Annotated in this window: 22 protein-coding genes; 4 read left to right on the top strand and 18 right to left on the bottom strand. The window is 70.9% G+C overall.

The annotated features are described in order from the left end of the window. Nucleotides 1–470: 470 nt before the first annotated feature. The 15 genes from tyrS to infC form a co-directional block, all read right to left on the bottom strand. The gene (gene tyrS / locus ITJ50_RS05830; protein ID WP_323749888.1) at nucleotides 471–1784 is read right to left on the bottom strand and encodes a tyrosine--tRNA ligase; all 1314 of its coding nucleotides are present in this window, start codon (nucleotides 1782–1784) and stop codon (nucleotides 471–473) included. Nucleotides 1785–1847: 63 nt separating this feature from the next. Beyond that, nucleotides 1848–2546, bottom strand: coding sequence for a DNA-3-methyladenine glycosylase (locus tag ITJ50_RS05825; protein ID WP_194590075.1), 699 nt, complete (start codon nucleotides 2544–2546; stop codon nucleotides 1848–1850). Next, nucleotides 2543–3979 (bottom strand): argininosuccinate lyase, encoded by a 1437-nt coding sequence (gene argH, locus ITJ50_RS05820; protein ID WP_017887965.1) that lies wholly within the window; start codon nucleotides 3977–3979, stop codon nucleotides 2543–2545. Before argH ends, ITJ50_RS05825 begins: the two co-directional genes overlap by 4 nt. An 82-nt stretch (nucleotides 3980–4061) precedes the next feature. Further along, nucleotides 4062–5258 (bottom strand): argininosuccinate synthase, encoded by a 1197-nt coding sequence (locus ITJ50_RS05815; protein ID WP_056071680.1) that lies wholly within the window; start codon nucleotides 5256–5258, stop codon nucleotides 4062–4064. An 18-nt stretch (nucleotides 5259–5276) separates the two neighbouring features. Further along, on the bottom strand, nucleotides 5277–6200 hold the full coding sequence (gene argF / locus ITJ50_RS05810; protein ID WP_017887967.1) for an ornithine carbamoyltransferase: 924 nt from the start codon (nucleotides 6198–6200) through the stop codon (nucleotides 5277–5279). Further along, nucleotides 6197–7420 carry an acetylornithine transaminase gene (locus ITJ50_RS05805; protein ID WP_017887968.1) on the bottom strand — a complete coding sequence of 408 codons (1224 nt, stop codon included), beginning with the start codon at nucleotides 7418–7420 and terminating at the stop codon, nucleotides 6197–6199. Before ITJ50_RS05805 ends, argF begins: the two co-directional genes overlap by 4 nt. Then, on the bottom strand, nucleotides 7417–8469 hold the full coding sequence (gene argB, locus ITJ50_RS05800; protein ID WP_017887969.1) for an acetylglutamate kinase: 1053 nt from the start codon (nucleotides 8467–8469) through the stop codon (nucleotides 7417–7419). Before argB ends, ITJ50_RS05805 begins: the two co-directional genes overlap by 4 nt. Then, nucleotides 8469–9668, bottom strand: a complete 1200-nt coding sequence (gene argJ, locus ITJ50_RS05795) for a bifunctional glutamate N-acetyltransferase/amino-acid acetyltransferase ArgJ (RefSeq protein ID WP_017887970.1) — start codon at nucleotides 9666–9668, stop codon at nucleotides 8469–8471. Before argJ ends, argB begins: the two co-directional genes overlap by 1 nt. Continuing rightward, a complete protein-coding gene (locus ITJ50_RS05790; RefSeq protein WP_194590074.1) occupies nucleotides 9665–10762 on the bottom strand; it encodes an N-acetyl-gamma-glutamyl-phosphate reductase in 1098 nt (365 codons plus the stop codon). The genes argJ and ITJ50_RS05790 overlap by 4 nt, the downstream gene beginning before the upstream one ends. A gap of 77 nt (nucleotides 10763–10839) precedes the next feature. Then, nucleotides 10840–13332: a phenylalanine--tRNA ligase subunit beta gene (gene pheT, locus ITJ50_RS05785; RefSeq protein ID WP_194590073.1), complete on the bottom strand. Its 2493-nt coding sequence runs from the start codon at nucleotides 13330–13332 to the stop codon at nucleotides 10840–10842. Then, nucleotides 13332–14372: a phenylalanine--tRNA ligase subunit alpha gene (pheS, locus tag ITJ50_RS05780; RefSeq protein ID WP_042540039.1), complete on the bottom strand. Its 1041-nt coding sequence runs from the start codon at nucleotides 14370–14372 to the stop codon at nucleotides 13332–13334. Before pheS ends, pheT begins: the two co-directional genes overlap by 1 nt. Before the next feature lie 92 nt (nucleotides 14373–14464). Next, nucleotides 14465–15316 (bottom strand): TrmH family RNA methyltransferase, encoded by an 852-nt coding sequence (locus ITJ50_RS05775; protein WP_017887974.1) that lies wholly within the window; start codon nucleotides 15314–15316, stop codon nucleotides 14465–14467. 65 nt (nucleotides 15317–15381) lie between these two features. Further along, entirely contained in the window at nucleotides 15382–15765 is a 384-nt protein-coding gene (gene rplT, locus ITJ50_RS05770; RefSeq protein WP_017887975.1) for a 50S ribosomal protein L20, read from the bottom strand. Nucleotides 15766–15793: 28 nt separating this feature from the next. Continuing rightward, complete coding sequence (gene rpmI, locus ITJ50_RS05765) at nucleotides 15794–15988, bottom strand: 50S ribosomal protein L35 (protein WP_017887976.1); 195 nt, start codon at nucleotides 15986–15988, stop codon at nucleotides 15794–15796. A 60-nt stretch (nucleotides 15989–16048) separates the two neighbouring features. Next, a complete protein-coding gene (gene infC, locus ITJ50_RS05760; protein ID WP_194590072.1) occupies nucleotides 16049–16723 on the bottom strand; it encodes a translation initiation factor IF-3 in 675 nt (224 codons plus the stop codon). A gap of 314 nt (nucleotides 16724–17037) precedes the next feature. Between infC and ITJ50_RS05755 the strand changes: the two genes are divergently transcribed. After that, nucleotides 17038–17388 carry a DUF1844 domain-containing protein gene (locus ITJ50_RS05755; protein ID WP_017887978.1) on the top strand — a complete coding sequence of 117 codons (351 nt, stop codon included), beginning with the start codon at nucleotides 17038–17040 and terminating at the stop codon, nucleotides 17386–17388. Nucleotides 17389–17465: 77 nt separating this feature from the next. Here ITJ50_RS05755 and ITJ50_RS05750 read toward each other — a convergent pair whose 3' ends face one another. After that, nucleotides 17466–18755, bottom strand: coding sequence for a phosphotransferase (locus ITJ50_RS05750; protein WP_194590071.1), 1290 nt, complete (start codon nucleotides 18753–18755; stop codon nucleotides 17466–17468). A gap of 104 nt (nucleotides 18756–18859) precedes the next feature. Here ITJ50_RS05750 and ITJ50_RS05745 point away from each other — a divergent pair, with 104 nt between their 5' ends. Both ITJ50_RS05745 and ITJ50_RS05740 read left to right on the top strand, forming a co-directional pair. Beyond that, nucleotides 18860–20722, top strand: a complete 1863-nt coding sequence (locus ITJ50_RS05745) for a glycoside hydrolase family 2 protein (RefSeq protein WP_083389190.1) — start codon at nucleotides 18860–18862, stop codon at nucleotides 20720–20722. A gap of 150 nt (nucleotides 20723–20872) precedes the next feature. Next, the gene (locus tag ITJ50_RS05740; protein ID WP_194590070.1) at nucleotides 20873–22102 is read left to right on the top strand and encodes a hypothetical protein; all 1230 of its coding nucleotides are present in this window, start codon (nucleotides 20873–20875) and stop codon (nucleotides 22100–22102) included. 105 nt (nucleotides 22103–22207) lie between these two features. On the opposite strand, the gene ITJ50_RS05735 is transcribed toward ITJ50_RS05740, so the two are convergent. Beyond that, nucleotides 22208–23257 carry an amidase domain-containing protein gene (locus tag ITJ50_RS05735; protein ID WP_194590069.1) on the bottom strand — a complete coding sequence of 350 codons (1050 nt, stop codon included), beginning with the start codon at nucleotides 23255–23257 and terminating at the stop codon, nucleotides 22208–22210. A gap of 107 nt (nucleotides 23258–23364) precedes the next feature. Here ITJ50_RS05735 and ITJ50_RS05730 point away from each other — a divergent pair, with 107 nt between their 5' ends. Then, the gene (locus ITJ50_RS05730) at nucleotides 23365–23748 is read left to right on the top strand and encodes a hypothetical protein (RefSeq protein WP_017887983.1); all 384 of its coding nucleotides are present in this window, start codon (nucleotides 23365–23367) and stop codon (nucleotides 23746–23748) included. A 116-nt stretch (nucleotides 23749–23864) separates the two neighbouring features. On the opposite strand, the gene ITJ50_RS05725 is transcribed toward ITJ50_RS05730, so the two are convergent. Beyond that, nucleotides 23865–24692 (bottom strand): hypothetical protein, encoded by an 828-nt coding sequence (locus tag ITJ50_RS05725; RefSeq protein WP_056071707.1) that lies wholly within the window; start codon nucleotides 24690–24692, stop codon nucleotides 23865–23867. Nucleotides 24693–24899 lie beyond the last annotated feature (207 nt).

Raw genomic sequence — 24899 nt, 5'->3', positions numbered from 1 at the left:
CGACCAGGCACGAGGTCAATCAATAAATTGGCATTGACAATGTGCACGCTGTTGAGTTCTCAAGGACCAGACGCACTTGCTCTTCGGCTCGAGTTCGAGCTTCAGCCACAAGGCTTGTGTTCTTGGCTTGCCACCGGTTGTTCGTCGGACCCGGAGGTCCAGTGGCTCATCCCAAGGGGAGAGAACCGGTGGGCTTGTCATCCTAGGCGTCGAAGCGATCCGGCGCAAGGCCCGATCTGAACTTCAGTGGAGGATGGTCCCGCTTGAGGGCCGACGTGCTCTGGGCTTTCGCTCCAGCCGCTCCGCCGCACCTTTGGGGTGACGAGTAAGAACTATACGCAGCCCTGAGCGGGTGCGCCAAGCCAGCTCCCATCCCGGGCGTGTCGCGTTGTGCAACACACGTCGCCCGGACGCAGTGATGCCCGGTTCCGCAGGGGAACCGGGCATCACGAGAGGTCGAGCGATCGGGGTCAGCCGAGCGTCACACCGGCGAGGGTCTTCTTGCCACGACGGAGCACGAGGACTCCCCCGGGCAGGGCGAGGTCGGACAACGGGGCGGCCGCGTCCTCGGCTCGGACGTTGTTCACGTAGACACCGCCCTGGTCGATCGCGCGTCGGGCCTCGCCGAGGGACTTCACGAGTTCCGTCTCCACGAGTGCCCGTGCGACGTCCGCCCCGGGGTCGAGCGTGACCGACCCCGGCAGCGCGGCGATCGCCGACCGCAGGGTCTCGGGGTCGAGCGCACCGAGGTCGCCGTTGCCGAACAGCGCGGCCGCGGCGTCGATCGCCGCCTGGGTCGCCATCACGCCGTGCACGATCGAGGTGACCTCGAACGCCAGGGTCCGCTGGGCTTCTCGTCGGAAGGGCTCGTCGGCGACGGCCTGCTCGAGTCGTTCGATCTCGGCGCGCGTCAGGAACGTGAACTGCCGCAACCGGGCGATCACGTCCGCGTCCGTCGTGTTGAGCCAGAACTGGTACATCGCGTACGGCGAGGTCATCTCGGCGTCGAGCCAGATCGCGTTGCCTTCGCTCTTGCCGAACTTCGTGCCGTCGGAGTTCGTGATGAGCGGGGTGCCGAGGGCGTGCACCGTGGCGCCTTCGGCGCGACGGACGAGTTCGGTGCCGGAGGTCAGGTTGCCCCACTGGTCCGAACCGCCGGTCTGCAGCGTGCACCCGTACTGGCGCCAGAGCTCGCGGTAGTCGAGTCCCTGCAGGATCTGGTAGCTGAACTCGGTGTAGCTGATCCCCGCGTCGGAGTTCAGCCGCGCGGCGACGGCGTCCTTCTTCAGCATCGAGTTGACGCGGAAGTACTTGCCGACGTCGCGCAGGAAGTCGATCGCGGACATCGGGGCGGTCCAGTCGAGGTTGTTCACCAGTCGGACGCCGTTGTCGCCGTCCGGGCTGAGGAACCGCGACACCTGGGTCTGCAGTCGGGAGACCCACTCGGACACGGTCTCCGGGGTGTTCAGCGTGCGCTCGGCCGTCGGACGCGGATCGCCGATGAGACCGGTCGACCCGCCCACCAACGCGAGCGGCTTGTGCCCGGCGAGCTGAAGCCGGCGCATGGTCAGGAGCTGCAGGAGGTTGCCGCAGTGCAGCGACGGGGCCGTCGGGTCGAAGCCGCAGTAGTACGTGATCGGCTCACCGTCGAGGGCCTCTTGCAGCGCGGCCTCGTCGGTCGAGACCTGCACCAGACCGCGCCACTGCAGTTCGTCCCACACCGAGTCGAAGGCGGGGTCGTTCTGCTGGCGCGTCAGGACGTCTTGAGCGGTATCACTGGACACCCCGCCATCGTAGCGGCGACGGACGACCGGCAGGCGCGGCAGCCGGGAGGCCCGTGGCCGGGTTCACGAGTCGAGGGCACCCTTGTGCCGTCGGTACGTCGAGACCGTGGGGTCACCCGTCAGCCAGAAGCGCCAGGGGTACTGCACCCCGCCGGCGATGCCGCCGACGCCGGTGCGCGGGCCGCGGGAGATCCGTGGGACGGCAGCGCCGGCCCGCGGGCCGGGCAGGGTCTCGGACAGGAGCTCGTCGATCACCCGGGCCGGTCCGGCGGAGGCGAGCCGGGCCTCCAGGCCGGGTGCCAGGGTGAGCACGAACGGGCCGGAACCGTCGAGGAGCGACGTGCCGTCGTCCTGCCCGAGTACCGCGCCGAGCGCACCACCGAGGTTGCCGGGCCCGCGTGCCAAGGCGACGTCCGCGACCTTCGACCCGCGACGCGCTCGCGCGACGTCGAGTCCCTCGACGACCTGCGCACCGCGGAGCAGGGAGCCCGACGAGGTGCCGGCCGGCCCGCTCACGACGTTGACGCAGGTGTGGATGCCGTACGAGCGGTAGGCGTACAGCGTGCCGGGCTGACCGAAGAGGTGGCGGTTGCGCTCCGTCATCCCCCGATGGCCGTGCGATCCGGGGTCGGTGGTGCCGGAGTAGGCCTCGACCTCGGTGATGCGGAGCGTCACACCGCGGCCGGCGATCGTCGCACCGAGCAGGGCCGGCGCGATGACCGGGGCGGGCTCGGCGAGCAGCGCGGCGATCCCCCGGGTCATCGCGAGAAGGGTGCGCCCTCGGCCAGGTCGCGGACGCGGCGGGTGACGGACGCGAGCTGCTCGGCGACCCGGTCGGGCGCGGTGCCCCCGACGCCGGAGCGCGACGCGACGCTGCCCTCGATGGTCAGGACGGAACGGACGTCGGGCGTGAGGTGCTCGGACACCGAGCGGTACTCGTCGTCGGTCGGCTCGTCGAGCTCGATGCCGCGCTCCTCGCAGTACCGGACGAGCGCGCCGGAGACCTCGTGCGCGTCACGGAACGGCACACCCTGGCGGACCAACCACTCGGCGACGTCCGTCGCGAGCGAGAACCCCTGCGGGGCGAGCTCCGCCATCCGGTCCGTGTCGAAGGTCAGGGTCGCGATCATGCCGGTGAACGCGGGCAGCAGGACCTCGAGCGTGGCGACCGAGTCGAAGACCGGCTCCTTGTCCTCCTGCAGGTCGCGGTTGTAGGCCAGTGGCAGTCCCTTGAGGGTCGCGAGGAGCCCGGTCAGGTTGCCGATCAGACGCCCGGACTTGCCCCGGGCGAGCTCGGCGATGTCCGGGTTCTTCTTCTGCGGCATGATGCTCGACCCGGTCGAGAACGCGTCGTGGAGCCGGACGAAGCCGAACTCCTTGGTGTTCCAGAGGATGACCTCTTCCGACAGACGCGAGACGTCGATGCCGATCTGCGCGAGGACGAACGCGAACTCGGCGACGACGTCGCGGGCTGCTGTGGCGTCGATCGAGTTGTCGGCCGGGCGGTCGAAGCCGAGCTCCGCGGCGATCGCAGCGGGGTCGAGACCGAGGGAGCTGCCCGCCAGCGCACCGGCGCCGTACGGGCTGACGCTCGCGCGGCCGGCCCAGTCGCGCAGGCGCTCGAGGTCGCGGACGAGCGGCCAGGCGTGCGCGAGCAGGTGGTGGGCCAGGAGCACGGGCTGGGCGTGCTGCAGGTGCGTGCGCCCCGGCATGATCGCGGCCGGGTGCTCGGTGGCCTGCTGGGTGATCGCGTCGACGAGGTCGATCACGAGCCGCCCGATGCGCCGTCCGTGGTCGAGCATGTGCATCCGGCCGAGGGTGGCGATCTGGTCGTTGCGGCTGCGACCCGCGCGGAGCTTGCCGCCGAGCTCGGGACCGAGGTCGGCGATGAGCAGGCGTTCGAGGGCGCCGTGGACGTCCTCGTCGGAGTCGTCGGGCTGCAGCGTGCCGTCGGCGTGCGCCGCTTCGAGCCGGTCGAGGCCGGCGAGCATGCGCTCCAGCTCGTCGGCGGTCAGGTAGCCCGCGGTGTGCAGCGCTCGGGCGTGGGCACGGGACCCCGCGATGTCGTAGGGCGCGAGCTGCCAGTCGAAGTGCGTCGACTTGGAGAGCGCAGCGAGGGCCGCACTCGGGCCGTCGGCGAAGCGGCCGCCCCAGAGGGCACCGGTGTTGGTGGCGTCGGTCTTCTCGTCGGTCATGTCGTCCTGCGTCGTTTCGTCGGTGCTCGGGCGCGCCGGGGGCGGGGCCGCGGGCTGGTGGTCGGTCCGGTGCGGCTGTCGGTCAGTTCGCCGCATCGCGGCGGGCGGAGATCTTGCTGGGCAGTGACCAGAGTTCGATGAACCCCCTGGACACGGACTGGTCGAACGCATCGCCGGATTCGTACGTCGCCAGGTCGAAGTCGTAGAGGCTCTGCTCGGACCGACGACCCGTCACCGTGGCGCGTCCGCCCTGCAGCCGCAACCGGACGTCGCCGGAGACGTGCTGCTGGGTGTGCTCGACGAAGGCATCGAGGCTGCGCTTGAGTCCGCCGAACCACAGGCCGTCGTAGACCAGGTCGGCCCACTCGGCCTCGACACCGCGCTTGAACCGCGCGACGTCACGCTCGAGCGTCAGGCTCTCGAGTTCCTCGTGCGCGGCGATGAGGGCGACCGCGGCCGGTGCCTCGTAGACCCCACGCGACTTGATCCCGACCACGCGGTCCTCGACGACGTCGATGCGTCCGACCCCGTGCTTGCCGGCGACGGCGTTGAGCTCCTGCACCATCCGGAGCACGCTGAACCGCTGCCCGTCGAGGGCGACCGGCACCCCGCGGTCGAAGGTGATCGTGACCTCGTCGGCCGGCTGCGGGAGGGCCGGGTCCTGCGTGGTCGCGTAGAGGTCCTCGGTCGGGCCGTTCCACGGGTCCTCGAGGAGACCCGTCTCGACGGCACGACCCCACACGTTCTGGTCGACCGACCACGGCTGCCGCTCGGGCTGCTGGACCGGCAGCCCGTGCTCCTGCGCGTACTGGAGGGCACGGTCGCGGGTGAGGGCGAGGTCCCGCACCGGGGCGATGGTCCGGAGGTCCGGCGCGATCGCCGCGACGGCGGCTTCGAAGCGCACCTGGTCGTTGCCCTTGCCCGTGCAGCCGTGCGCGACGCTGTCCGCACCGAGCTGCTTCGCCGTCAGGGCGAGGTGCTTCGCGATGAGCGGTCGACTCAGGGCCGAGACGAGCGGGTACCGCTTCTGGTACAGCGCGTTGGCTCGGAGCGCCGGCACGATGTACTCGTCCGCGAACTCGTCCTTGGCGTCGACCACGAGCGCCTCGACCGCGCCGCAGTCGAGTGCGCGCTGCCGGATCGCCTCGAGGTCGTCGCCGCCCTGGCCGACGTCGACCACGAGTGCCACCACGTCCTTGCCGGTGCCGTCGCGCAACCGGCCGATCCCGACGGAGGTGTCGAGACCGCCCGAGTACGCGAGGACGACGCGGTCAGCCACTGGTGATCACCCGGTCGGTCAGTCGTTGGCGAGCAGCCAGGCCAGCAGCGCCTTCTGGGCGTGCAGACGGTTCTCCGCCTCGTCCCAGATGATGCTGCGCGGACCGTCGATGACGTCGGCGGTCACCTCGAACCCACGGTCGGCCGGCAAGCAGTGCATGAAGACGGCGTCGGCGGCGGCGTGCGCCAAGAGCGCGTCGTCGACGCGGTACCCCGCGAAGGTGTCGAGGCGCGACTGCTTCTCGGACTCCTTGCCCATCGAGACCCAGGTGTCGGTGACGACGACGTCGGCACCGGCCACAGCGGCCACCGGATCGGTCACGACGAGGACGGAGCCACCCGTCACGGCAGCGCGGTCCTCGGCGTCGGAGACGACCTGCGCCGACGGGGAGAACTCGGCCGGAGCGGCGACGCGGACGTGCATGCCCGCGGTCGCACCGGCGAGCAGGTACGACTGCGCCATGTTGCTCGCGCCGTCACCGATGAACGCCACGGTCTGCCCGGCCAGTGTGCCGCGGTGCTCACGGATGGTGAGCAGGTCGGCGAGGAGCTGGCAGGGGTGGAAGTCGTCGGACAGCGCGTTGACGACGGGGACCGTCGTGCCGGCGGCCATCTCCTCGAGCCCGGCCTGGCCGTAGGTGCGCCAGACGATCGCCGACACCATGCGCTCGAGCACGCGAGCGGTGTCCGACGGGGTCTCCTTGCCGCCGAGCTGGCTGTTCGCCGTCGAGATGATCAGCGGGCTGCCGCCGAGGTCCGAGATGCCGACGTGGAACGACACCCGGGTGCGGGTCGACGACTTGTCGAAGATCACCGCGACGCTCTGCGGACCGGCGAGCGGCTTCTCCGCCCAGCGGTCGGCCTTCATGCGGTCGGCGATGTCGAGGATCGCGGACTGCTCGGACTGGCTCAGGTCGTCGTCGCGGAGGAAGTGGCGGGTCATGCGGTGGGCTCCTGCGCTGCGGCGACGGCCGCGAGGCTCTGGGCGAGGATCGACAGGAACTCGTCGACCTCGGCGTCGGACACGATGAGCGGCGGCGCGATGCGCAGGCTCGACTCGTTGGGGGCGTTGATGATGAGGCCGCGTTCGAGGGCGGCTGCGTTGACGAGCGGGCCGACCGGGCCGGCGAGACCGACGCCGATGAGCAGGCCGGTGCCGCGGACCTCTTCGACCAGCGGGGAGCCGATGGCACGGATACCGTCACGGATGCGCTCGCCCTTGACCACCGCGCTGGCGACGAGGTCGGCGCGCTCGATCTCCTCGAGCACGGCGTTCGCCACACGGGTGCCGAGCGGGTTGCCGCCGAAGGTCGAACCGTGCTGCCCGGCCGAGAACAGGTCGGACGCCCAGCCGAAGGTCACGAGGGCGCCGATCGGGAAGCCGCCCGCGATGCCCTTCGCGATCGTGATGGCGTCGGGGGTCACCCCGTGCCCCTGGAACGCGAACCAGTTGCCGGTCCGGCCGACACCCGTCTGGATCTCGTCGAGGATCAGCAGCGCACCGTGCTCCTCGGTCAGCCGGCGGGCGGCCAGCAGGAACCCCTCGGGCAGGTCGACCACGCCGGCCTCGCCCTTGATGGGCTCGAGGATCAGAGCGGCCACGGTGTCGTCGATCGACGCTTCGAGCGCGTCGATCGAGGTGTCGATGTGCTCGACGCCCGGGATCATCGGCAGGAAGTCCTGCTGCAGTGCGGGCTTGCCGGTGAGCGCGAGGGCGCCCATCGTCCGCCCGTGGAAGCCCTGCTTGAGCGCGAGGATCCGCGTCTTCGTGCCGTCGGCGCCCCTGTTGAGGCGGGCGAGCTTGAACGCGGCCTCGTTCGCCTCGGCGCCGGAGTTGCCGAAGTAGACACGGCCCGCTTCGCCCGCGCCGGTGATGCGCTTGAGGCGCTCGGCGAGTTCGAGCTGGGGCGGGGTGGCGAAGTAGTTCGACACGTGCACGAGCTTCGCCGCCTGGTCGGCGATCGCCGCGACGAACGCGGGGTGCGCGTGGCCGAGCGAGTTCACCGCGATCCCCGCGAGGAAGTCGAGGTACTCGTTGCCCTCCACGTCCCACACACGGCAGCCCTGTCCGCGCTCGAGCATGATCTTCGGAGGGGTCAGGGATCGCATGAGCGACGCCCCGAACCGGTCGTTCCAGGTCTCGGTCTGCGTCTCGGTGCTCACTGCTGGTGTCCCTTCTCGTCCGTACCCGCCACGTGCTGGCCGGTACTGCTGTCGATCGACGGCGACGCCACGCGTCGGCCGATCTCGGCGTGGGTCATCTGGTTCTCGGTTCGTCGGCTCGGGTCCGGGATCACCTCGGTGCCCGCACCCCGCAGGGTGAAGACCTCGAGCAGGATCGAGTGCGGGATCCGGCCGTCGATGATGGTCGCGCCGCCGACCCCGCCGACCACGGCATCGAGGCACGCGGTCATCTTCGGGATCATCCCCGACTCGAGGCTCGGCAGGAGTTCGCGGAGTTCCTCGACGGCGATGAGGTCGACGATCGAGTCACGGTCCGGCCAGTTGCGGTAGAGCCCCGGGACGTCGGTGAGCATCATGAGCTTCGACGCCCGGAGTGCGATGGCCAGGGCACCGGCCGCAGCGTCCGCGTTCACGTTGAGCGCCTGGTCGGGGTGCGCGTCGTCGATCGCGATGCTCGAGACCACCGGGATTCGACCGGCCTCGATCGCGGCGAGCACACCGGACGGGTCGACGTGGGTGATGTCCCCGACGTGGCCGAGGTCGTACTCCTGCCCGTCGACGACGACGCCCTTCTTCTCGCCGGTGAACAGCGAGCCGCCGTCGCCGAACACGCCGACGGCAAGGCCCTCGCCGTGTTCGTTCATCAAGTCGACGATCTCGCGGTTCACCTCGCCGGCCAGGACGTCCCGGACGACCGTGATCGCCTCGGTCGTCGTGACGCGGTAGCCGCCGCGGAACTCGGACTCGATGCCCTGTTCCTTGAGGGCGGCGGAGATCTGCGGACCCCCACCGTGCACGACGACGGGGTGCAGGCCGGCGTAGCGCAGGTAGACCATGTCCTCGGCGAAGGCGCGCTTCAGGTCCTCGTTCACCATGGCGTTGCCGCCGAACTTGACCACGACGACCTTGCCCGAGAAGCGCTTGAGCCAGGGCAGCGACTCGATGAGCGTCGCGGCCTTGACCGCGGCGAACTCGTGTTCTTCTTCCTTCGTGAGGGGCGTGCCGGCCCCGTTCGTGTCGGCCGCCATCAGCTGGAGTACGCGCTGTTCTCGTGCACGTAGTCGTGCGTGAGGTCGTTGGTCAGGATCGTGGCCGAGTGCGTGCCGACCCCGAGGTCGATGCGCACGTGGGTGTCACGCGGGGTCAGGTCGACGGAGTCGCTCGGCTCGTCGGGTGCACCCGCGTGGCAGACCCGGACACCGTTCATGCTGACGTCCACTGCGTACGGGTCGAACTCGGCGTCGGTGGTGCCGATCGCTGCGAGCACCCGTCCCCAGTTCGGGTCGTTGCCGAAGACGGCCGCCTTGAAGAGGTTGTTCCGGGCGACGCTCCGACCGACGGTCACGGCGTCGTCCTCGGTCACGGCGTGCACGACCTCGATCGTGATGTCGTGGCTCGCGCCCTCGGCGTCCTGCTGCAGCTGCCGGGCCAGGTCGGCACAGACCGCGGTCAGGGCTTCCTGGAAGTCCCCGACCTCGGGCGTCACGCCGCTCGCGCCCGACGACAGCAGGACGACGGTGTCGTTGGTGGACATGCAGCCGTCGGAGTCGACCCGGTCGAACGTGATGCGGGTGGCCGCCCGGAGCGCCTGGTCGAGCTGGTCCGGCGTCTGCACGGCGTCGGTCGTGATGACGACGAGCATCGTCGCGAGCCCGGGTGCGAGCATGCCGGCACCCTTGGCCATGCCGCCGACGGTCCAGCCGTCCTCGGTCACGACGGACTGCTTGGCCTTCGTGTCGGTCGTCATGATGGCGGTCGCGGCGTCCGGACCGCCGTCGTCGCTGAGTGCCGCGCTCGCCAGGTCGACGCCACGGAGCACGTTGTCGCGGAAGGACTGGTCGCCGACGCCGATGAGCCCGGTGGAGCAGACGACGACGTCGCCGGCCCCGATCCCGAGGGCGTCGCCCACGGCCTCGGCCGTCAGGTGCGTGGTCTGGAAGCCGAACGGTCCGGTGAAGCAGTTCGCGCCGCCGGAGTTCAGGACGACGGCCCGGGCCACGCCGTCCCCGACGACCTGGCGGGACCAGATCACCGGGTGTGCCTGGGCGCGGTTGCTGGTGAACACGGCGGCCACGGCCGCGTCGGGGCCGTCGTTGACGACGAGTGCCACGTCCGGCTTGCCGCTGGTCTTCAGGCCTGCGGTCACGCCGGCGGCGCGGAAACCCGCTGCCGCGGTGACGCCCTGGAGGCCCGGCTCGGTCTGGGTGGTCGTGCCTGCGTCGGTCACGGTGCGACTCCGTCCACGCTGAGGCCCGTGGTCTCGGGGAGACCGAGGGCGATGTTCGCCGACTGGACGGCGGCGCCCGCCGTGCCCTTGGCGAGGTTGTCGAGGGCGGTCACCGCGACGACGCGGCCGGCGGCCTCGTCGACGGCGATGCCGACGAGCGCGGTGTTCGCGCCGATCGTGTCGGCCACCCGGGGGAACTCGCCCTCGGGCAGCAGGTGCACGAAGGGTTCGTCGGCGTACGCCTGCTCCCACGCGAGCCGGACGTCACGCGCGCTGACGCCGGGCGAGAGCTTCGCGGTCGTGGTCGCCAGGATCCCCCGCGGCATCGGGACCAGGACCGGCGTGAACGAGATCGTCACGTCGGAGGCGCCCGCGACCTGCAGGTTCTGCTGGATCTCGGGGACGTGCCGGTGCGTCCCCCCGACGGCGTAGGCACTGGCGGACCCCATGATCTCGGAGGCCAGGTAGGTGGTGCTGAGCTTCTTGCCGGCACCACTCGGCCCGACGCTGAGCACCGCGACGAGGTCGTCGGACTCGACGAGGCCAGCCTGGATGCCCGGCTGGATGCCGAGCGTCACCGCGGTGACGTTGCAGCCGGGGACCGCGATGCGCTTCGTGCCGACCAGGGCGGAACGCTGCTTGCCCTGGGAGGCGATGTCGTCGACCTCGCGCCACTCGTCGGCCGAACCCGGTGTGGGAGCCGCGAGCAGGAGTTCGGGCAGACCGTACGTCCACGCGCCGAAGTAGTCGCCGCCGTAGAACCGCTCCCACGCAGCCGGGTCCGTCAGACGGTGGTCCGCGCCGCAGTCGATGACGAGCGCGTCGTCGCCGAGCTCCGCGGTGATCGCACCCGACTGTCCGTGCGGCAGCGCCAGGAAGACCACGTCGTGCCCGCGCAGCGTCTCGGCCGTCGTCTCCGCCAGGGTCAGGTGCGACAGCGAACGGAGGTGCGGCTGGGTCGCGATCAGGGGCTGTCCGGCGTTCGAGAACGCGGTCACCGTCCTGACCTCGAACTCGGGGTGGGCGGAGAGCACACGCAGGAGCTCACCACCCGCGTAGCCGGAGGCTCCCGCCACGGCGACGGATACGGACATGGGATTCCACCTTTGGTCGGACTGGTCGTCGAGAGAGTCGGAGGCGGCGACCCCGGGCGGTGCTGATCCCGTGTGGGTCAGTCGCGCAGGGTCGCCCCGAATCGCTCGCCGGCACGTCGGACAGCGCCGTCACGGGCCTCGGTGGCCTCGGCAGCGGTCAGCGTGCGGTCCGTGGCACGGAAGCGCAGGGCGAACGTCAGGGACTTCTGTCCCTCGTCCACGCCGGAGCCCCGGTAGTCATCCACGAGCCGAGCATACTCCAACAGGTCTCCGGCGCCAGAGCGCACCGCGTCCAGCACCTCGCCGGCCGGTACCCCGGCGTCGACCACCAGGGAGAGGTCCTGCGTGGCTGCCGGGTAGGAGACGATCGGCGCGACCGCGACGAGTTCCGGGGCTGCGGCGACGAGCGCGTCGAGGTCGAGCTCGACGACCGCCACCACGCGGGGCAGGACGGCGGCCTCGGCCAGTCCGGGCAGGAGTTCCCCGGCGACGCCGACGACCGTGCCGTCGACGAGCAGGGACGCGGCGCGACCCGGGTGCAGCGACGGGTGGGTGGTCTGCGCGACGGTCAGTTCCACACCGACGGCCCACGCGACCTGGCGGGCGGTGTCGATGGCGTCGGCGATGCCGAACGGTTCCGCGGTGGCGCCGGGCTGCTTGACGACCCGGTGGCCGGTGAGGAGGGCGGCGACGTGGAAGGGCTGGGCCGGCAGCGAGGCGTCCAGTGCTTCGAGCGTCGCACGGTCGGGCCGGACGGCGCCCGCCGGGACCTCGTCGGTGCCGAGCGTCACGCCCGTCACCGGCAGGAACACCCGGGACGTCTCGTACAGGGCGACGTCGACGAGCCCGCGCGAGACGTTGCGGCGGGCGGCGTCGACCAGGGCCGGGACGCCGCTGCGGCGCAGCAGGTTCTGCTCGCTGTCCAGGGCGTTGGCGAGCACGACGCTCGGTCCGCCCTGCGGGTCGATCCCCGGGTAGGCGTCCTGCGTGGCGGCCGAGACGAACGGGGCCGTGACGACCTCGGTCAGGCCCGCCGCGGCCAGCGCCGAGGCCACCCGACGACGTGCCTGCTGGTGCCGGGTCAGCCCCCGGCCGGGCGGGGCGACGGGCAGGACGCTCGGGATGCGGTCGTAGCCGACGATGCGTGCGACCTCTTCGACCAGCGTGGTGTCGTCGGTCAGGTCAGGGCGCCAGGTGGGCGGGGTGACCGCGAGCTGCTCGCCGTCGGACTCGACCGTGGCGCCGATCGCACGGAGCGTCTCGATGACCTCGGCGTCGGTGTAGTCGACGCCGACGAGCTCGGCCGGGCGGGAGACCCGCATCGTGACGGTCGGCCGCGGGTCGCTGTCGACGAGCGTGGACCCGAGGGGGTCGGCGGTGCCGCCGGCGAGCTCGACGAGGAGCTCGACGGCGCGGTTCGCCGCGGCCTCGGCCACCAGCGGGTCGACCCCGCGCTCGAAGCGACGGGATGCCTCACTGGGCAGCTTGTGCCGACGAGCGGTGCGGGCGATCGAGACCTGGTCGAATCCGGCGGCCTCGATCAGGATGTCCGTCGTGCTCGCCGAGATCTCGGTGCGGGCCCCGCCCATGACGCCGGCGAGCCCGACGGGACCGTCGTCGTCGGTGATCACGAGGTCTTCGGGGTCGAGCTCCCGGACGGTGCCGTCGAGAGTCTCGAGCGTCTCAGCGGCGTTCGCCCGGCGGACGCCGAGGCCCCCCGCGATCGTCTGCAGGTCGTAGCCGTGCAGCGGTTGGCCGAGCTCGAACATGACGTAGTTCGTGATGTCGACGGGCAGGGAGATCGAACGCACCCCGGCCAGCGACAGGCGCGACACCATCCAGGAGGGTGTCTTCGCTGCCGGGTCGATCCCGCGCACGACGCGCGTGACGAACGTGGAGGCGCCGACCCGACCCCGGACCGGAGCCTGGTCGTCGATCGTGACCCGGAAGCCCTCGGCCGCACGCGGCGCGATGCGCTCGACGGGGTCGTGGAAGCTGGCTCCGGTGGCGTGCGCGTACTCACGAGCGACCCCGCGCATGCTCAGCACGTACCCACGGTCGGGCGTGACGTTGATCTCGACCGCGGCGTCGTCGAGGCCGAGGAGCGCGATCGCGTCGGCGCCCACGGTTGGCTCCATGCCGAGGTCGGCGAAGCGCAGGATGCCGTCGTGCTCGTCGCCGAGCCCGAGCTCGCGCGCCGAGGCGATCATGCCGTCGGACACGTGTCCGTAGGTCTTGCGGGCGGCGATCGGGAACGGCCCGGGCAGGACCGCACCGGGCAGCGTGACGACGACGAGGTCGCCGACGTCGAAGTTGTGCGCGCCGCAGACGATGCCGCGGGGCTCGGCTTCGCCGACGTCCACCTGGCACCAGTTGATGGTCTTGCCGTTCTTCTGCGGCTCGGGGACGCGCTCGAGCACCCGACCGACCACGACGGGGCCGGTCAGGTCGAAGGTGTGGACGTCCTCTTCCTCGAAGCCGACCGACACGAGCGCCGCGTGGACGTGCTCGAGGGTGACGTCGTCGGGGAGGTCGACGGACTCACCGAGCCAACGGAGTGGGACGCGCATCAGACCACCGTTCCGAACTGCTGCGAGAAGCGGATGTCGCCCTCGAGGAAGTCACGCATGTCGTTCAGGCCGTTGCGGAACTGCAGCGTCCGCTCGATGCCCATGCCGAACGCGAAGCCCTGGTACTCGTCCGGGTCGATCCCGGCGGCACGCAGGACGTTGGGGTTGACCATGCCGCAGCCACCCCACTCGACCCACCGTGCGCCACCCTTGGCGTTCGGCTGCCAGACGTCCATCTCGGCACTGGGCTCGGTGAACGGGAAGTAGTTCGGGCGGAGGCGGATCTGCGCCTCGGCGCCGAACATCTGCCGGGCGAAGTGCTCGAGCGTGCCGCGCAGGTGCGCCATCGTCAGGCCCTTGTCGATCGCGATGCCCTCGACCTGGGTGAAGACCGGCAGGTGCGTGGCGTCGAGCTCGTCGGCACGGTAGACGCGTCCGGGCGCGATGACGTACAGCGGGAGGTCACGCGACAGCAGCGACCGCACCTGCACCGGCGAGGTGTGGGTCCGCATGACCAGGTGCCGGTCGACGGGCTCGACGAAGATCGTGTCCGCCATGGCCCGGGCGGGGTGGTCCTGGTCGAAGTTCAGCGCGTCGAAGTTGAACCACTCGTGCTCGAGCTCCGGGCCTTCTGCGACTTCCCACCCCATGCCGACGAAGATGTCGGCGACGGCTTCGTTCAGCAGCGAGAGCGGGTGGCGGGAGCCGGTGGCGCGGTGGGTCGGCAACGCGGTGACGTCGACGCGTTCGGCTTCGAGCCGTGCGCGTTCCTCGGCCACCGCGAGGACGGATTCCTGCTCGGCGATCGCCGCGTTCACCCGCCCACGGGCCTGCCCGACGAGCTTGCCCGCCGCGGCCTTCTGTTCCGGCGGCACACTGCGCATCGATGCGTTCATCCGCGCCAACGGTGACTGCTCACCGGTGTGCTCGGCCCTGGCCTGCTTCAGTTCGGCGACCGTCGTCGTGGCACGGACGGCGGCGAGGGCCGCGTCCACCGCGTCGGCGACGGCCGATTCGCTGATCTCGAGAGGTTCTGACACGAGACCCAAGCCTACCGGCCGTCGGGATACCACCCACCTGCACCGAGCGGACGGTGGATGGCCGACGCCGACGACCGGTCTGTGGAGGAGCGTCAGCTCCGGAGCGCGAAGGCCGACTCGTACAGGCACACCGACGCCGCCGTGGCGAGGTTCATCGACTCCGCCTGCCCGTAGATCGGCACCTTGACTGCCCGGTCGACGAGCGCCAGGTCGTCGGCGGTGAGCCCGCGTGCCTCGTTGCCGAAGACCCACGCGGTCGGACCGTCGAGCATCCCTTCGGCGCGCACCACCGGCAGGTCGTCGCCGGAGACGTCGGCGGCGAGCACCGTGTAGCCGAGGGCCTTCGCCCGCTCGATCGTGTCCGCGAGCGTGACACCCACCGACACCGGCACGTGGAACAGGGACCCGGTCGTCGACCGGACGACCTTCGGGTTGTACGGGTCCACCGACCGGCCGGTCAGCACCACCGCATCGGCTCCGGCCGCGTCCGCCGCGCGGATGATCGTGCCGGCGTTCCCCGGGTCCCGCACCTCTTCGAGGATGGCGACCAGTCCGGGCAACGCGGCCTGCTCGTCGGACGCATCACGGGCCTCCGCGTCGGCGCCAGCCGCAGCGCGGTCCGGGAAGACGTCCTTCACCGACGTCGGGAACTGCTGGCACACCGCGACCACGCCCTGCGGGGTGACGGTGTCCGCCATCGCGTCGAGCACCTGCTCGGTCACGAACCACGTGTCCACCGGCGCGTCGTCCAGCCCGTAGCGGGCTGCGGCGGTGGGGGTCACGTACAGCTCGCGCAGGAGCTCCGGCGCGTACTCCAGCGCTTCGCGGACCGCTTGGGGTCCTTCCAGCAGGAACAGGCCGGTCTCGGCCCGGACGTCCTTCTTGGCCAGGGCCGCAACGGCCTTCACGCGTCCGGCACGGGGGTTCTCGAGGAGATCGCTCACGACCCAAGTCTAGGAACGACGAAACCCCCGCCGTGCGGCGGGGGTTTCGCGAGCAGAAGAACTGACTACGCAGCCTTCGGGGCCGAGGTGTCGGCCGGGAGGGCCTTCTTCGCGGTCTCGACGAGCGCGGTGAAGGTCTCGGGGTTGTTCACCGCGAGGTCGGCGAGGATGCGACGGTCGACCTCGACGCCGGCCAGGTTGAGACCCTGGATGAGGCGGTTGTAGGTCAGGCCGTTCGCACGGGAGGCAGCGTTGATGCGCTGGATCCAGAGGCGACGGAACTCGCCCTTCTTCGCGTGACGGTCGCGGTACGCGTAGACGAGGGAGTGGGTGACCTGCTCCTTGGCCTTGCGGTACAGACGCGAACGCTGGCCGCGGTAGCCCTCGGCGCGTTCGAGGATGACGCGGCGCTTCTTGGCGGCGTTGACCGCTCTCTTTACTCGTGCCATTGCACTATTCCTTTACGATCTGCGGGGCTCAGTGGCCGAGGAGCTTCTTGACGTTCTTCGCGTCACCCTTGGAGAGGACCTGGTCCTCGTTCAGGCGGGCCTTGCGCTTGGAGCTCTTGACCTCGAGGTTGTGACGCATACCGGCCTGCTGCTTCATGATCTTGCCGGTACCGGTGACCTTGAAGCGCTTCTTCGACCCGGAGTGGGTCTTCTGCTTGGGCATGGTGGTGCCTTTCCGTGGGATGGATGGGGGGCCGCGTCGTTGCGGGTTCGGTCCGGGGACCTATTCGGCCGCGGAGTCCGTGGATTCCGCAGCTGCGTCGGACGTGGAACCGGCCTCGGCCTCGTCCTTGCCCTTCGCGGCGTGCTCGGTGGCACGACGCTCGGCCTTCTGTGCAGCACGCTTGGCGTTCTGCTCGCCCTTGACGTCGGACTTGTTCTTGAGCGGGGCGATGATCATCGTCATGTTGCGGCCGTCCTGGGTCGGACGCGACTCGACGACGCCGAACTCGGCGATCTCTTCCGCGAACTTGTGGAGGAGACGGACACCCTGCTCCGGACGCGACTGCTCGCGGCCACGGAAGAGGATCATCGCCTTCACCTTGTCGCCACCGAGGAGGAACCCCTCGGCGCGCTTGCGCTTCGTCTCGTAGTCGTGCACGTCGATCTTCAGGCGGAAACGGACCTCTTTCAGGTCCGTGTTCACCTGGTTGCGACGGGCTTCCTTGGCCTTCTGAGCGGCTTCGTACTTGAACTTGCCGTAGTCCATGATCTTGGCCACGGGCGGCTTCGAGTTCGGCGCGACCTCGACCAGATCCAGTTCGGCTTCCTGCGCGAGACGCAGGGCCATGGCGATCGGGACAACGCCGACCTGCTCACCCTGCGGACCGACGAGTCGGACTTCGGGAACGCGGATTCGGTCGTTGGTACGGGGATCGGTGATGCGGAGCTCCTTCAATCAGGTGGTGGCCGTCCGGGGCGTTTGCCCTGGACGACAGCACGAGAGAGGAGATCTGACGCACGGGATGTCGACCCGTTCGGCAGCCGCCCTGCATCGGATCCGTGGGATCCGACCGACGAGCGCAACACGTGCGCTCGCGGAGCGGTGGTGACCCGGTAGCCTGGTGGAACGCGGCCGCGGGTGGGAGAGACTCCTCTTTCGTGACACCGTCCGGGAGTTGTCAGGGTTCGTGACGTCAGGAGAACTGATGTCAAGAGAACTGATGGCACACGGACAGCATCTGCCGCGAGCAAGCCTAGCAGAGGAGCACTGTGAGCGACACCCCGATCGACGACACCGGCATCGACGCCGCCAGGGACATCGCGGAGGTGCCGGCGGTCGAACTCATCAACACCGTTGCGGTGCACCTGCTCAGTGCCGCGGCCGTGAAGGTCGGCCTGGCCGACGACCCGCAGCAGCAGACCGACCTGGACGAGGCACGGAAGCTCATCACCGCGCTGGCCGGTCTGGTCACCGCCGCCGCGACCGAGATCGGCGATCACCACGCCCGCCCGCTCCGCGACGGGCTGCGGTCGCTGCAGCTCGCCTTCCGCGAGGCGTCGGCGATCCCGGACGCGATCGGCGCCGGGCCGGGCGAGAAGTACACGGGACCCGTCAACTAGACGGGCGTCACCCGGTGACGGACAGGAGGCCCGTGGCGGTGTCGCCACGGGCCTCCTGTGGCGTTCATGGGCCGCGGTCAGGACCCGCTGTCGCCGACCAGGCGCGCGACGGCCGCCAGCGGGATGCCGACCCAGTCGGGTCGGTTGCGGGTCTCGTAGACGACCTCGTAGACCGCCTTGTCGAGCTCGAAGGCGTCGAGCAGCGCACTGTGGCTGGCGAGGTCCGCGCCGGTGCCGCGCTGGTAGCCGTCGAGGAAGCGCGCTCGCGCCTCGGCTGCCCAGGCTGACGCGTCGACCGGCTCGGCGTCGTGCGCCAGGGCACCGGCGACGTAGTCGAACGAGCGGAGCATGCCCGCGACGTCGCGCAGGGTGACGTCCGGCAGCGACCGTTCGTCGAGGGGGCGGAGCGGTTCGCCCTCGAAGTCGAGGAAGACCCACCCGCGGGGATCCGGAGCCGCCAGGACCTGCCCGAGGTGCAGGTCGCCGTGGATGCGCTGCAGGTCCGGCCAGATCGCGTCGGCCGCCCGGGCGTAGACCGCACGGATCGCGTCGGCGTGTTCGGCGACGGCGGGGGCCTCGCGGGCGGCGGTGTCGAGTCGGGTGTGCATCGTGGCGACTGCGGTGGCGCGTCGTGACCCGTCGGCCGGCTCGGTCGGCAGCGCTCCGGCCAGGGTGCGGTGCACGTCGGCGAGCGCGGTGCCGAGCTGCTCGGCTCGGTCCCCGAACGGCGTGCCGGCCTGGGCTTCCCGCAGGGCGACGCGCCAGGCGTCGTCGAGCCCGGGCAGGAACTCCTGGGCGAAGGCGAGGTGGCCGGTCGCGGCGCCGTCCGGGCGGCCGACGTCGGGCCACTCGGCGCGGAGGGCCCCGTAGACCCGGGGCACGCGGGTACTGCCCGCCGCGGTGAGGGCGAGCTGCGTGGTCACGTCGGGGTTGTCGCCGTGGTGCAGCACGCGGAAGACCTTGATGATGACGCGATCGCCGGACTCCGTGTCGCAGATGACCGAGGTGTTGGACTGCTCGCCCGTCAGGACGCGGGCCGCGGTGACCCGGCCGATCGGGCTGAGGCACTCCGGCGCCGCGTCGATGCGTGCGGCGAGCGCCGACACCCACGCGAGGTCGGTGGTGGCGTCGACGACCGTGCCGTCGGGACCGCTCGTGATCGGTGCCTGGTAGAGCACGGGGACCGCGGGGGCCTCGTCGAGCACCAGGCGGGTCCCGTCGTCGGTCGAGATGGTGTGGAGACGCGGCACGGACCCCTTCGAGGCGTACCAGCGACGGTCGGCGATCCAGGACTCGAGGTCGTGGTCGCTCGGCGTGCGGGTGTCGGGGGCGGTGGTGTCGGGGGCGCTGGGTGCTCCGTCGCTCATGCAGCGGAACCTACGCGCCGGGGGCTGGCGAGGTGCCGAGTCCTCGGCGCGACGGCGGGCGGCATGCCCTTTACAACGATGTACCGAACCGGGAACATGGAGGTATGAGCACGCTCGACGGCACCGTGGCCGCACCTGACTCCGCTTCCGCCCCCGGCCTCCCCCTCGCTTCGCGGCAGGACGGCACGTACCCCCGGCCGCAGATGCTCCGCACCGCCTGGGCCGACCTCGACGGCACGTGGTCGTTCCGGAACGACGGCGACGACGACGCCTGGCGCACCGGCTTCACCGACGCCCGGGACATCGTCGTCCCGTTCCCGCCCGAGTCCCCGGCCTCGGGCATCGACGAGCCCGGATTCCACCCCGTGGTCTGGTACTCCCGTGCGATCACCCGCTCGGAGCTCGACGCCGCCGGGTTCGGCACCGGCGCGCCTCGACTCGTGCTGCACTTCGGTGCCGTCGACCACCGTGCCCGCGTCTGGGTCGACGGGCAGTTCATCGGCGAGCACGAGGGCGGCCACACGCCGTTCTCCTTCGACGTGACCGAGGCGCTGGTCACGGACCCCGACGCCGTGCACACCCTGGTGGTCCGCGCCGAGGACGACCCGCACGACCTGACCCAGCCGCGCGGCAAGCAGGACTGGCACGAGGACCCGCACGCGATCTGGTACCGCCGCACCACCGGGATCTGGCAGACGGTCTGGCTCGAGGCCGTGCCGACCGTCTCGATCGCGTCCCTGCGCTGGACGAACGTCGACCACGCGACCATGCGCCTGACGGTCCGGCTCGACGGGCACCGCACCGGCGGCGAGCGCCTGCGCGTCGAGGCCCGCTGGGACGAACGCGACGAGCACCTCGCCACGATCGAGACCACCGTCGGCGAGACCGGGGACGAGTTCGACGTGGTCGTCCCGATCGCGCGGCAGACGAACGGGCAGGCCGAGGACGAGCTGCACTGGACCCCGGACGCCCCACGCCTGGTCGACGCGACGGTCTCGCTGCTGCCGCGTACCGGCGCGACGCCGATCGACGCGGTCGCCAGCTACTTCGGGATCCGGACGGTCGGGGTCGACGGCGGCGCGTTCCTGCTCAACGGCCGACGCCACGAGGTCCGCAGCGTCCTGAACCAGGGCTACTGGCCCGAGTCGCACATCGCCGCCCCGTCCCGCCGGGCACTCCGCCGCGAGGTCGAACTCATCAAGGAGCTCGGCTTCAACGCAGCCCGCAACCACCAGAAGATCGAGGACCCGCGGTTCCTGTACTGGGCCGACCGACTCGGACTCATGGTGTGGGGCGAGGCCCCCGGCGCCTACGCGTTCTCCCCCCGTGCCGTGCAGCGTCTGGTGCGCGAGTGGATGGACGCCGTCGAGCGTGACGCCTCGCACCCGTCGATCGTCACGTGGGTGCCCGTCAACGAGAGCTGGGGTGTGCAGCACATCGCCACCGACCCGGCCCAGCAGGCCTACGCACGGGCCCTCGCCGACGTCACGCGGGCACTCGACCCGACGCGTCCGGTGATCTCGAACGACGGGTGGGAGCACACGAACTCCGACATCGTCACGATCCACGACTACGAGGGTGACGGACCCCGGCTCGCAGCGACCTACGCGGACGAGACCGCACGGACCCGGCTGCTCGGTGGGATCGGCCCGGCGGACCGCCGCATCCTGGTCGGGGGCGCCGAGGACCTCGGCCAGCCGGTCATGCTCACCGAGTTCGGCGGCGTGAACTACCAGCCGGGCGTCCAGCGCGAGGACGGCTGGGGGTACACGTCGGCCACGGACGGCGACGACTGGGTCGCCCGCATCACCGCGCTGTACGACGCGGTCCGTGCGAGCTCGTTCCTCGCCGGGTCCTGCTGGACGCAGCTCACCGACACCATGCAGGAGACGAACGGCCTGCTCAACGCAGACCGTTCCCCGAAGGTCCCGATCGAGCAGATCCGTCGCGCGGTCACGGGGCGCTAGCCGGGAGACCCGCACCCCGTGAGCAGCGGTGGTCACCTCCGGCAGACGGACCCGACCACCGCTGCTCACGACGCACACGGGTCGCCTCGCGCCGGGCGGGCGGCGACCCGCGATGCGGGGCGCGGCCCACGGTCTGGGAGGATCGGGCGGGTGACGAACGTGGCGGAAGCGAGCCGGGCCTCCAGGCGGGGGTTCCGCAACCTGCTGACCGGACGGCACAGCGCGTGGACCGCGCCGCTGCTGCTCTGGATGGGCTCCCGGGTGGTGAGCACCGTGCTGCTGGCGACCGTGTACCTGCTGGCGACCGCGAACGGCTGGCCGTTCGCCTCGTACCGACGCGACCCGTCGTTCTTCACGTTCTCGGGGTCGTGGGACGCCTCGTTCTACCGGACCATCGCCGAGCACGGGTACCCGGCGACGCTGCCCGTCGACGACGCCGGGCACGTCCTGCCGAACGCGTGGGCGTTCCTGCCCGTGTTCCCCACGGTCGTGCGGATCCTGATGACGCTGACCGGCGCCTCGTTCTGGGTCTCCGGAGTCGTCGTCGCCTCGATCGCCGGAGCCGGCGCGTGCGTGCTGCTGTACCGGCTGGTGCTCGCCGTCGGCAGCGCACACCGTGCCCGCTGGGCGACCGCGCTGTTCGCGTTCGCGCCGACGGGCTTCCTGCTGCAGGTCGCCTACGCCGAGAGCCTGCTGCTCGTGCTGCTGTTCGGCGCACTGCTGGCCCTGGTGCGGCGACGGTACTGGCTGATCGCACCGCTCGGTGTCGTGGCCGCGTTCACGAAGCCCGGGGTCCTGGCACTGGCGCTGGCGCTGGCCGTGCACATGGTGGTGCGGTGGGTCGGAGCGCGCCGGTCCGGGCGAGCAGCCGAGGTGTTCCCGTGGCGCGATCGGATCGCGATCGTGGTGACCGGCCTGGTCGTCGCGGCTGCGGGCCTGGCGTGGCCCGTCATCGCGACCGCCGTGACGGGGCGGCCGGACGCCTACCTGGACACCGAGTTGTCGTGGTGGGTGGGGTTCGTCGGCCGGCAGCACTTCGCGCCGCTGACACCGTGGTTCATCATGGCGTCGACGTGGCTCGGGCCGCTCGGCATCGGGCTCGTCGTGGTGGTGCTCGCCGGCGCCGTGTGGTTCTTCTCGCGCAGGAGCACCCGGGCCCTGGGCACCGACGTGCTCGCGTTCACGGCCTCGTACGGGCTGTACCTGGTGGCCGTGTTCCTGCCGCAGCAGTCGTTGCCGCGGTTGCTCATGCCGATGGCGCCGCTGCTCGGGTCGGACGTGTTCGTGGGGACGCGGCGGCGGGCGGTGACGTGGCTCGTCGTCGGGGTGGGCCTGCAGTCGATCGCGATCGTGCTGCTCTGGTTCCTCGGGTACCCCTGAGCGGCGCTGTCCGTCGGCTCTGCAAGACACCGGTGTTCGCCGGTTGAACACGCGCAGACCGCGGTGCGACACGCGAACACCGGTGTCTTGCGGGCCGCGACAGCGCTACGCGTCGAACGTGTGGAACCAGGCCGTCCCACCGGGGTGCTGCACCGTGATCATCTCGTCGAGGTCGCGGTACGGGCCGTCCTGGTTGTGGCTCGCCGACTTGATGCGGATGGTGCCGTCGGACTCGGTGAAGACCTCGGACACGATGGTGGTGTGGTCCGGTGAACCGTTCGCGTTCCAGTCGAAGAACACGATGTCGCCGACCTGCACCTTGTCGCGCTCGTCCGACGAGCGCCGGGTGAGCCCGAACTCGGCCGCGTTGGTCTCGAGCCACGGGTCCATGGTGGGGCAGTAGGTCCACGTCGCACTGTGCTCGGCGCCGGCCGCGCGGTTGTACCAGTCGGACCGCTGCTTCCAGCCGCGGGCGATGAGCGTCTGGTTGACGTAGTTCGCGCAGTCGCCGCCGATCGGGTTCATGGTGCCGTACTCGGCGAGGTTGTAGTCCTTCCAGTACCGCATCGCGTAGGCGAGCTGCCGGTCGACGTCGGTCAGTGCGGCGTACGCGAGGGTGGTCGTCGCGACGGCGCTGCCCACGTCCGGTGTGGGGGCGGCGGTCGGTGTGGGCGTGGTGGTCGCGGTGTCCTGGGTGGCGCCGCTCTGCCCGTCGTTCGCGGCGCTGCCGTTGCCGTCCGAGGACTGGTTGGCGGACGGGCTCGGCTCGATCGCCGACGTGAAGAGCGCGACGTCGGCGTCACCGGCGGTGTACATCGCCTGGTGCGGGGCCGTGAAGGTCACCTTCGACGCGGTCGCCTCGACGTCGCGCGCAGCGACACCACCGACGGTGACGCCCTTGACCGCGGCGAGCCCGGTCCCCGTGACGGTGACCGTGACGCCACCGGCGAGCGGGACCTGCGCCGGGGCGAGGGCCTTCGCGACGGGCTTCGTCGCGGGGGTGGACGTCGTCCCGCCCCCGCCGCCGGAGCTGCCCCGGCCGCTGCCGCCGTCGCCGCCCTTGTCGCTGCCGGAGGAGCACGCCGCAACGGCGAAACCGATCCCGGCGACGCCGGCGAGGGACAGGAGTGCGCGGCGGTTCATCGAGGCAGTCATGACACGACCAGCGTAAGCGACACCTCCGTCGTTCCGACACGGCATGATCATCTCCGGGGACGAGCGTCCTCCGTGTCCCAGCGGACCCGTTCGGAAGGAACACACACATGCCCGAGAGCCACGACTTCTTCGTCGCCACCGACCCCGAGACCGCCCGTGCCCAGGTGCGCGACGCGCTCGCCCACGAGGGCTACACCGTCGACGACGCCGAACAGGGTGCGCTCCGCGCGACCCGCGGCAGCCTCGGCCTGACGCTGCTCATCGGCGGCATGGCGAACGACCGCACGTTCCACACCCGCCTGGACGTGCAGATCATGATCGCCCCGGACGGCCGCACCGTCGCCCGACTGCTGCGCGGATCCGGCAAGTCCGCGATCAAGGGCGGCGCGCTCGGCGTCTCGCGCGGCAACCGCGCCTTCGAGCAGGCCGCGAACGCGATCCACACCACCTTCGCGCAGTCCGGCGTGCTGACCGAGAGCATCGCGGGCTGACGATCGGGCGGTGGCGACGGGTCTGACGCGACCCTCGGACGGACGGGAGGCCCGGTGCCAGCTGGCACCGGGCCTCCCGTCCGTCGGTCAGGTCAGGTCAGGTCAGGTCAGGTCGATCAGGTGCAGGAGACGTTGCGGTCGATGGTGCCGGAGCCGTAGGGCACCTCGACCTGGACCATGGCGATGGTGCCGCCGGGAAGCGGCGTGCCGGAGCAGGCCTTCCGCGCCTTCGTCACCGTGCTCTTGCCGAGCGCGATCCAGTTCGAGCGGCCGTACAGCGGGCTGTTCGCCTTGACGGTGCCGGCGATGGTCTTCCACTGTGACCCGGTCGAGTACAGGCCGATCCGCTTCACGCCGGCGGTCTTGAGCCCGACGATCATGCCCTGCATCGCCGCACGGTTCTGCGCGGTGTCGCGCTGGTACGACAGACCCGTCTCGACGTCGATCCACCAGCGGTAGGCGGACGGGGTCGGGACCCCACGGCTCTGGACGTCGTCGTACCCGCGGGCGTAGCCGTACATGAACGAGCAGGCCAGGGTGAGCTGCTTCTTGCCGCTCTTGGTCACGCACGTGCCGAACGGGTTGGTGGGCACCGTGCCCTGGTAGCTGTTCGACGTCGGCCAGACCGAGGCCTGGAGCCCCGGGTTGGCGAACAGCGCGTACAGCTGGGTCTTCGGCTGGGCCGAACCGCCGACGGACTTCGATGCCCAGTCGAGCTGTTCGGCGAGGCACGGGTTCGTGGTGTTGCCGAGGGACTCGTTGACCCCGACGATGCCGAACGCCTGGTCGGTCGGCACCTGGCTGCCACACTGCGGCCAGGAGATGTCGACACCCAGCGGTGTGACCGCCGCGGACGCACCCGAGGACGGTCCGGCGACCGCGATGCCGGCGGCCACCACCACCGTGGTCGCGATGGTCGCGACGAGACGACTGATACGGAACATGCTCTCCCCCTGGTCGGGCCCGGTGGGCCGGCGACGCCCGTGCGGCGCACCGGGAGTCTAGGGCGATGCGTTGGACAACACACCACCCCGGTGCGTGAACTGTGTCGAACGATCCCCGTTGCTCGGCCTGTGGAGGAAGGTCTCGCCGCACGCGCGCAGCAACGACAGAACGGCCCGGAACCTGTCGGTTCCGGGCCGTTCTCGTGG

Source organism: Curtobacterium sp. VKM Ac-2889, assembly GCF_015350855.1.
Taxonomy (GTDB): domain Bacteria; phylum Actinomycetota; class Actinomycetes; order Actinomycetales; family Microbacteriaceae; genus Curtobacterium; species Curtobacterium poinsettiae.
Note: the sequence above shows the minus strand (reverse complement) of the source record. Positions and strands in the feature narration are given on the sequence as shown.

Excerpts from the sequence above, each read along its gene's own strand:
- ITJ50_RS05825 (WP_194590075.1), bottom strand. The coding sequence starts at position 2,546 with ATGACCCGGGGGATCGCCGCGCTGCTCGCCGAGCCCGCCCCGGTCATC.
- argH (WP_017887965.1), bottom strand. The coding sequence starts at position 3,979 with ATGACCGACGAGAAGACCGACGCCACCAACACCGGTGCCCTCTGGGGC.
- argF (WP_017887967.1), bottom strand. The coding sequence starts at position 6,200 with ATGACCCGCCACTTCCTCCGCGACGACGACCTGAGCCAGTCCGAGCAG.
- argB (WP_017887969.1), bottom strand. The coding sequence starts at position 8,469 with ATGGCGGCCGACACGAACGGGGCCGGCACGCCCCTCACGAAGGAAGAA.
- ITJ50_RS05790 (WP_194590074.1), bottom strand. The coding sequence starts at position 10,762 with ATGTCCGTATCCGTCGCCGTGGCGGGAGCCTCCGGCTACGCGGGTGGT.
- pheT (WP_194590073.1), bottom strand. The coding sequence starts at position 13,332 with ATGCGCGTCCCACTCCGTTGGCTCGGTGAGTCCGTCGACCTCCCCGAC.
- rplT (WP_017887975.1), bottom strand. The coding sequence starts at position 15,765 with ATGGCACGAGTAAAGAGAGCGGTCAACGCCGCCAAGAAGCGCCGCGTC.
- rpmI (WP_017887976.1), bottom strand. The coding sequence starts at position 15,988 with ATGCCCAAGCAGAAGACCCACTCCGGGTCGAAGAAGCGCTTCAAGGTC.
- ITJ50_RS05750 (WP_194590071.1), bottom strand. The coding sequence starts at position 18,755 with ATGAGCGACGGAGCACCCAGCGCCCCCGACACCACCGCCCCCGACACC.
- ITJ50_RS05745 (WP_083389190.1), top strand. The coding sequence starts at position 18,860 with ATGAGCACGCTCGACGGCACCGTGGCCGCACCTGACTCCGCTTCCGCC.
- ITJ50_RS05735 (WP_194590069.1), bottom strand. The coding sequence starts at position 23,257 with ATGACTGCCTCGATGAACCGCCGCGCACTCCTGTCCCTCGCCGGCGTC.
- ITJ50_RS05730 (WP_017887983.1), top strand. The coding sequence starts at position 23,365 with ATGCCCGAGAGCCACGACTTCTTCGTCGCCACCGACCCCGAGACCGCC.
- ITJ50_RS05725 (WP_056071707.1), bottom strand. The coding sequence starts at position 24,692 with ATGTTCCGTATCAGTCGTCTCGTCGCGACCATCGCGACCACGGTGGTG.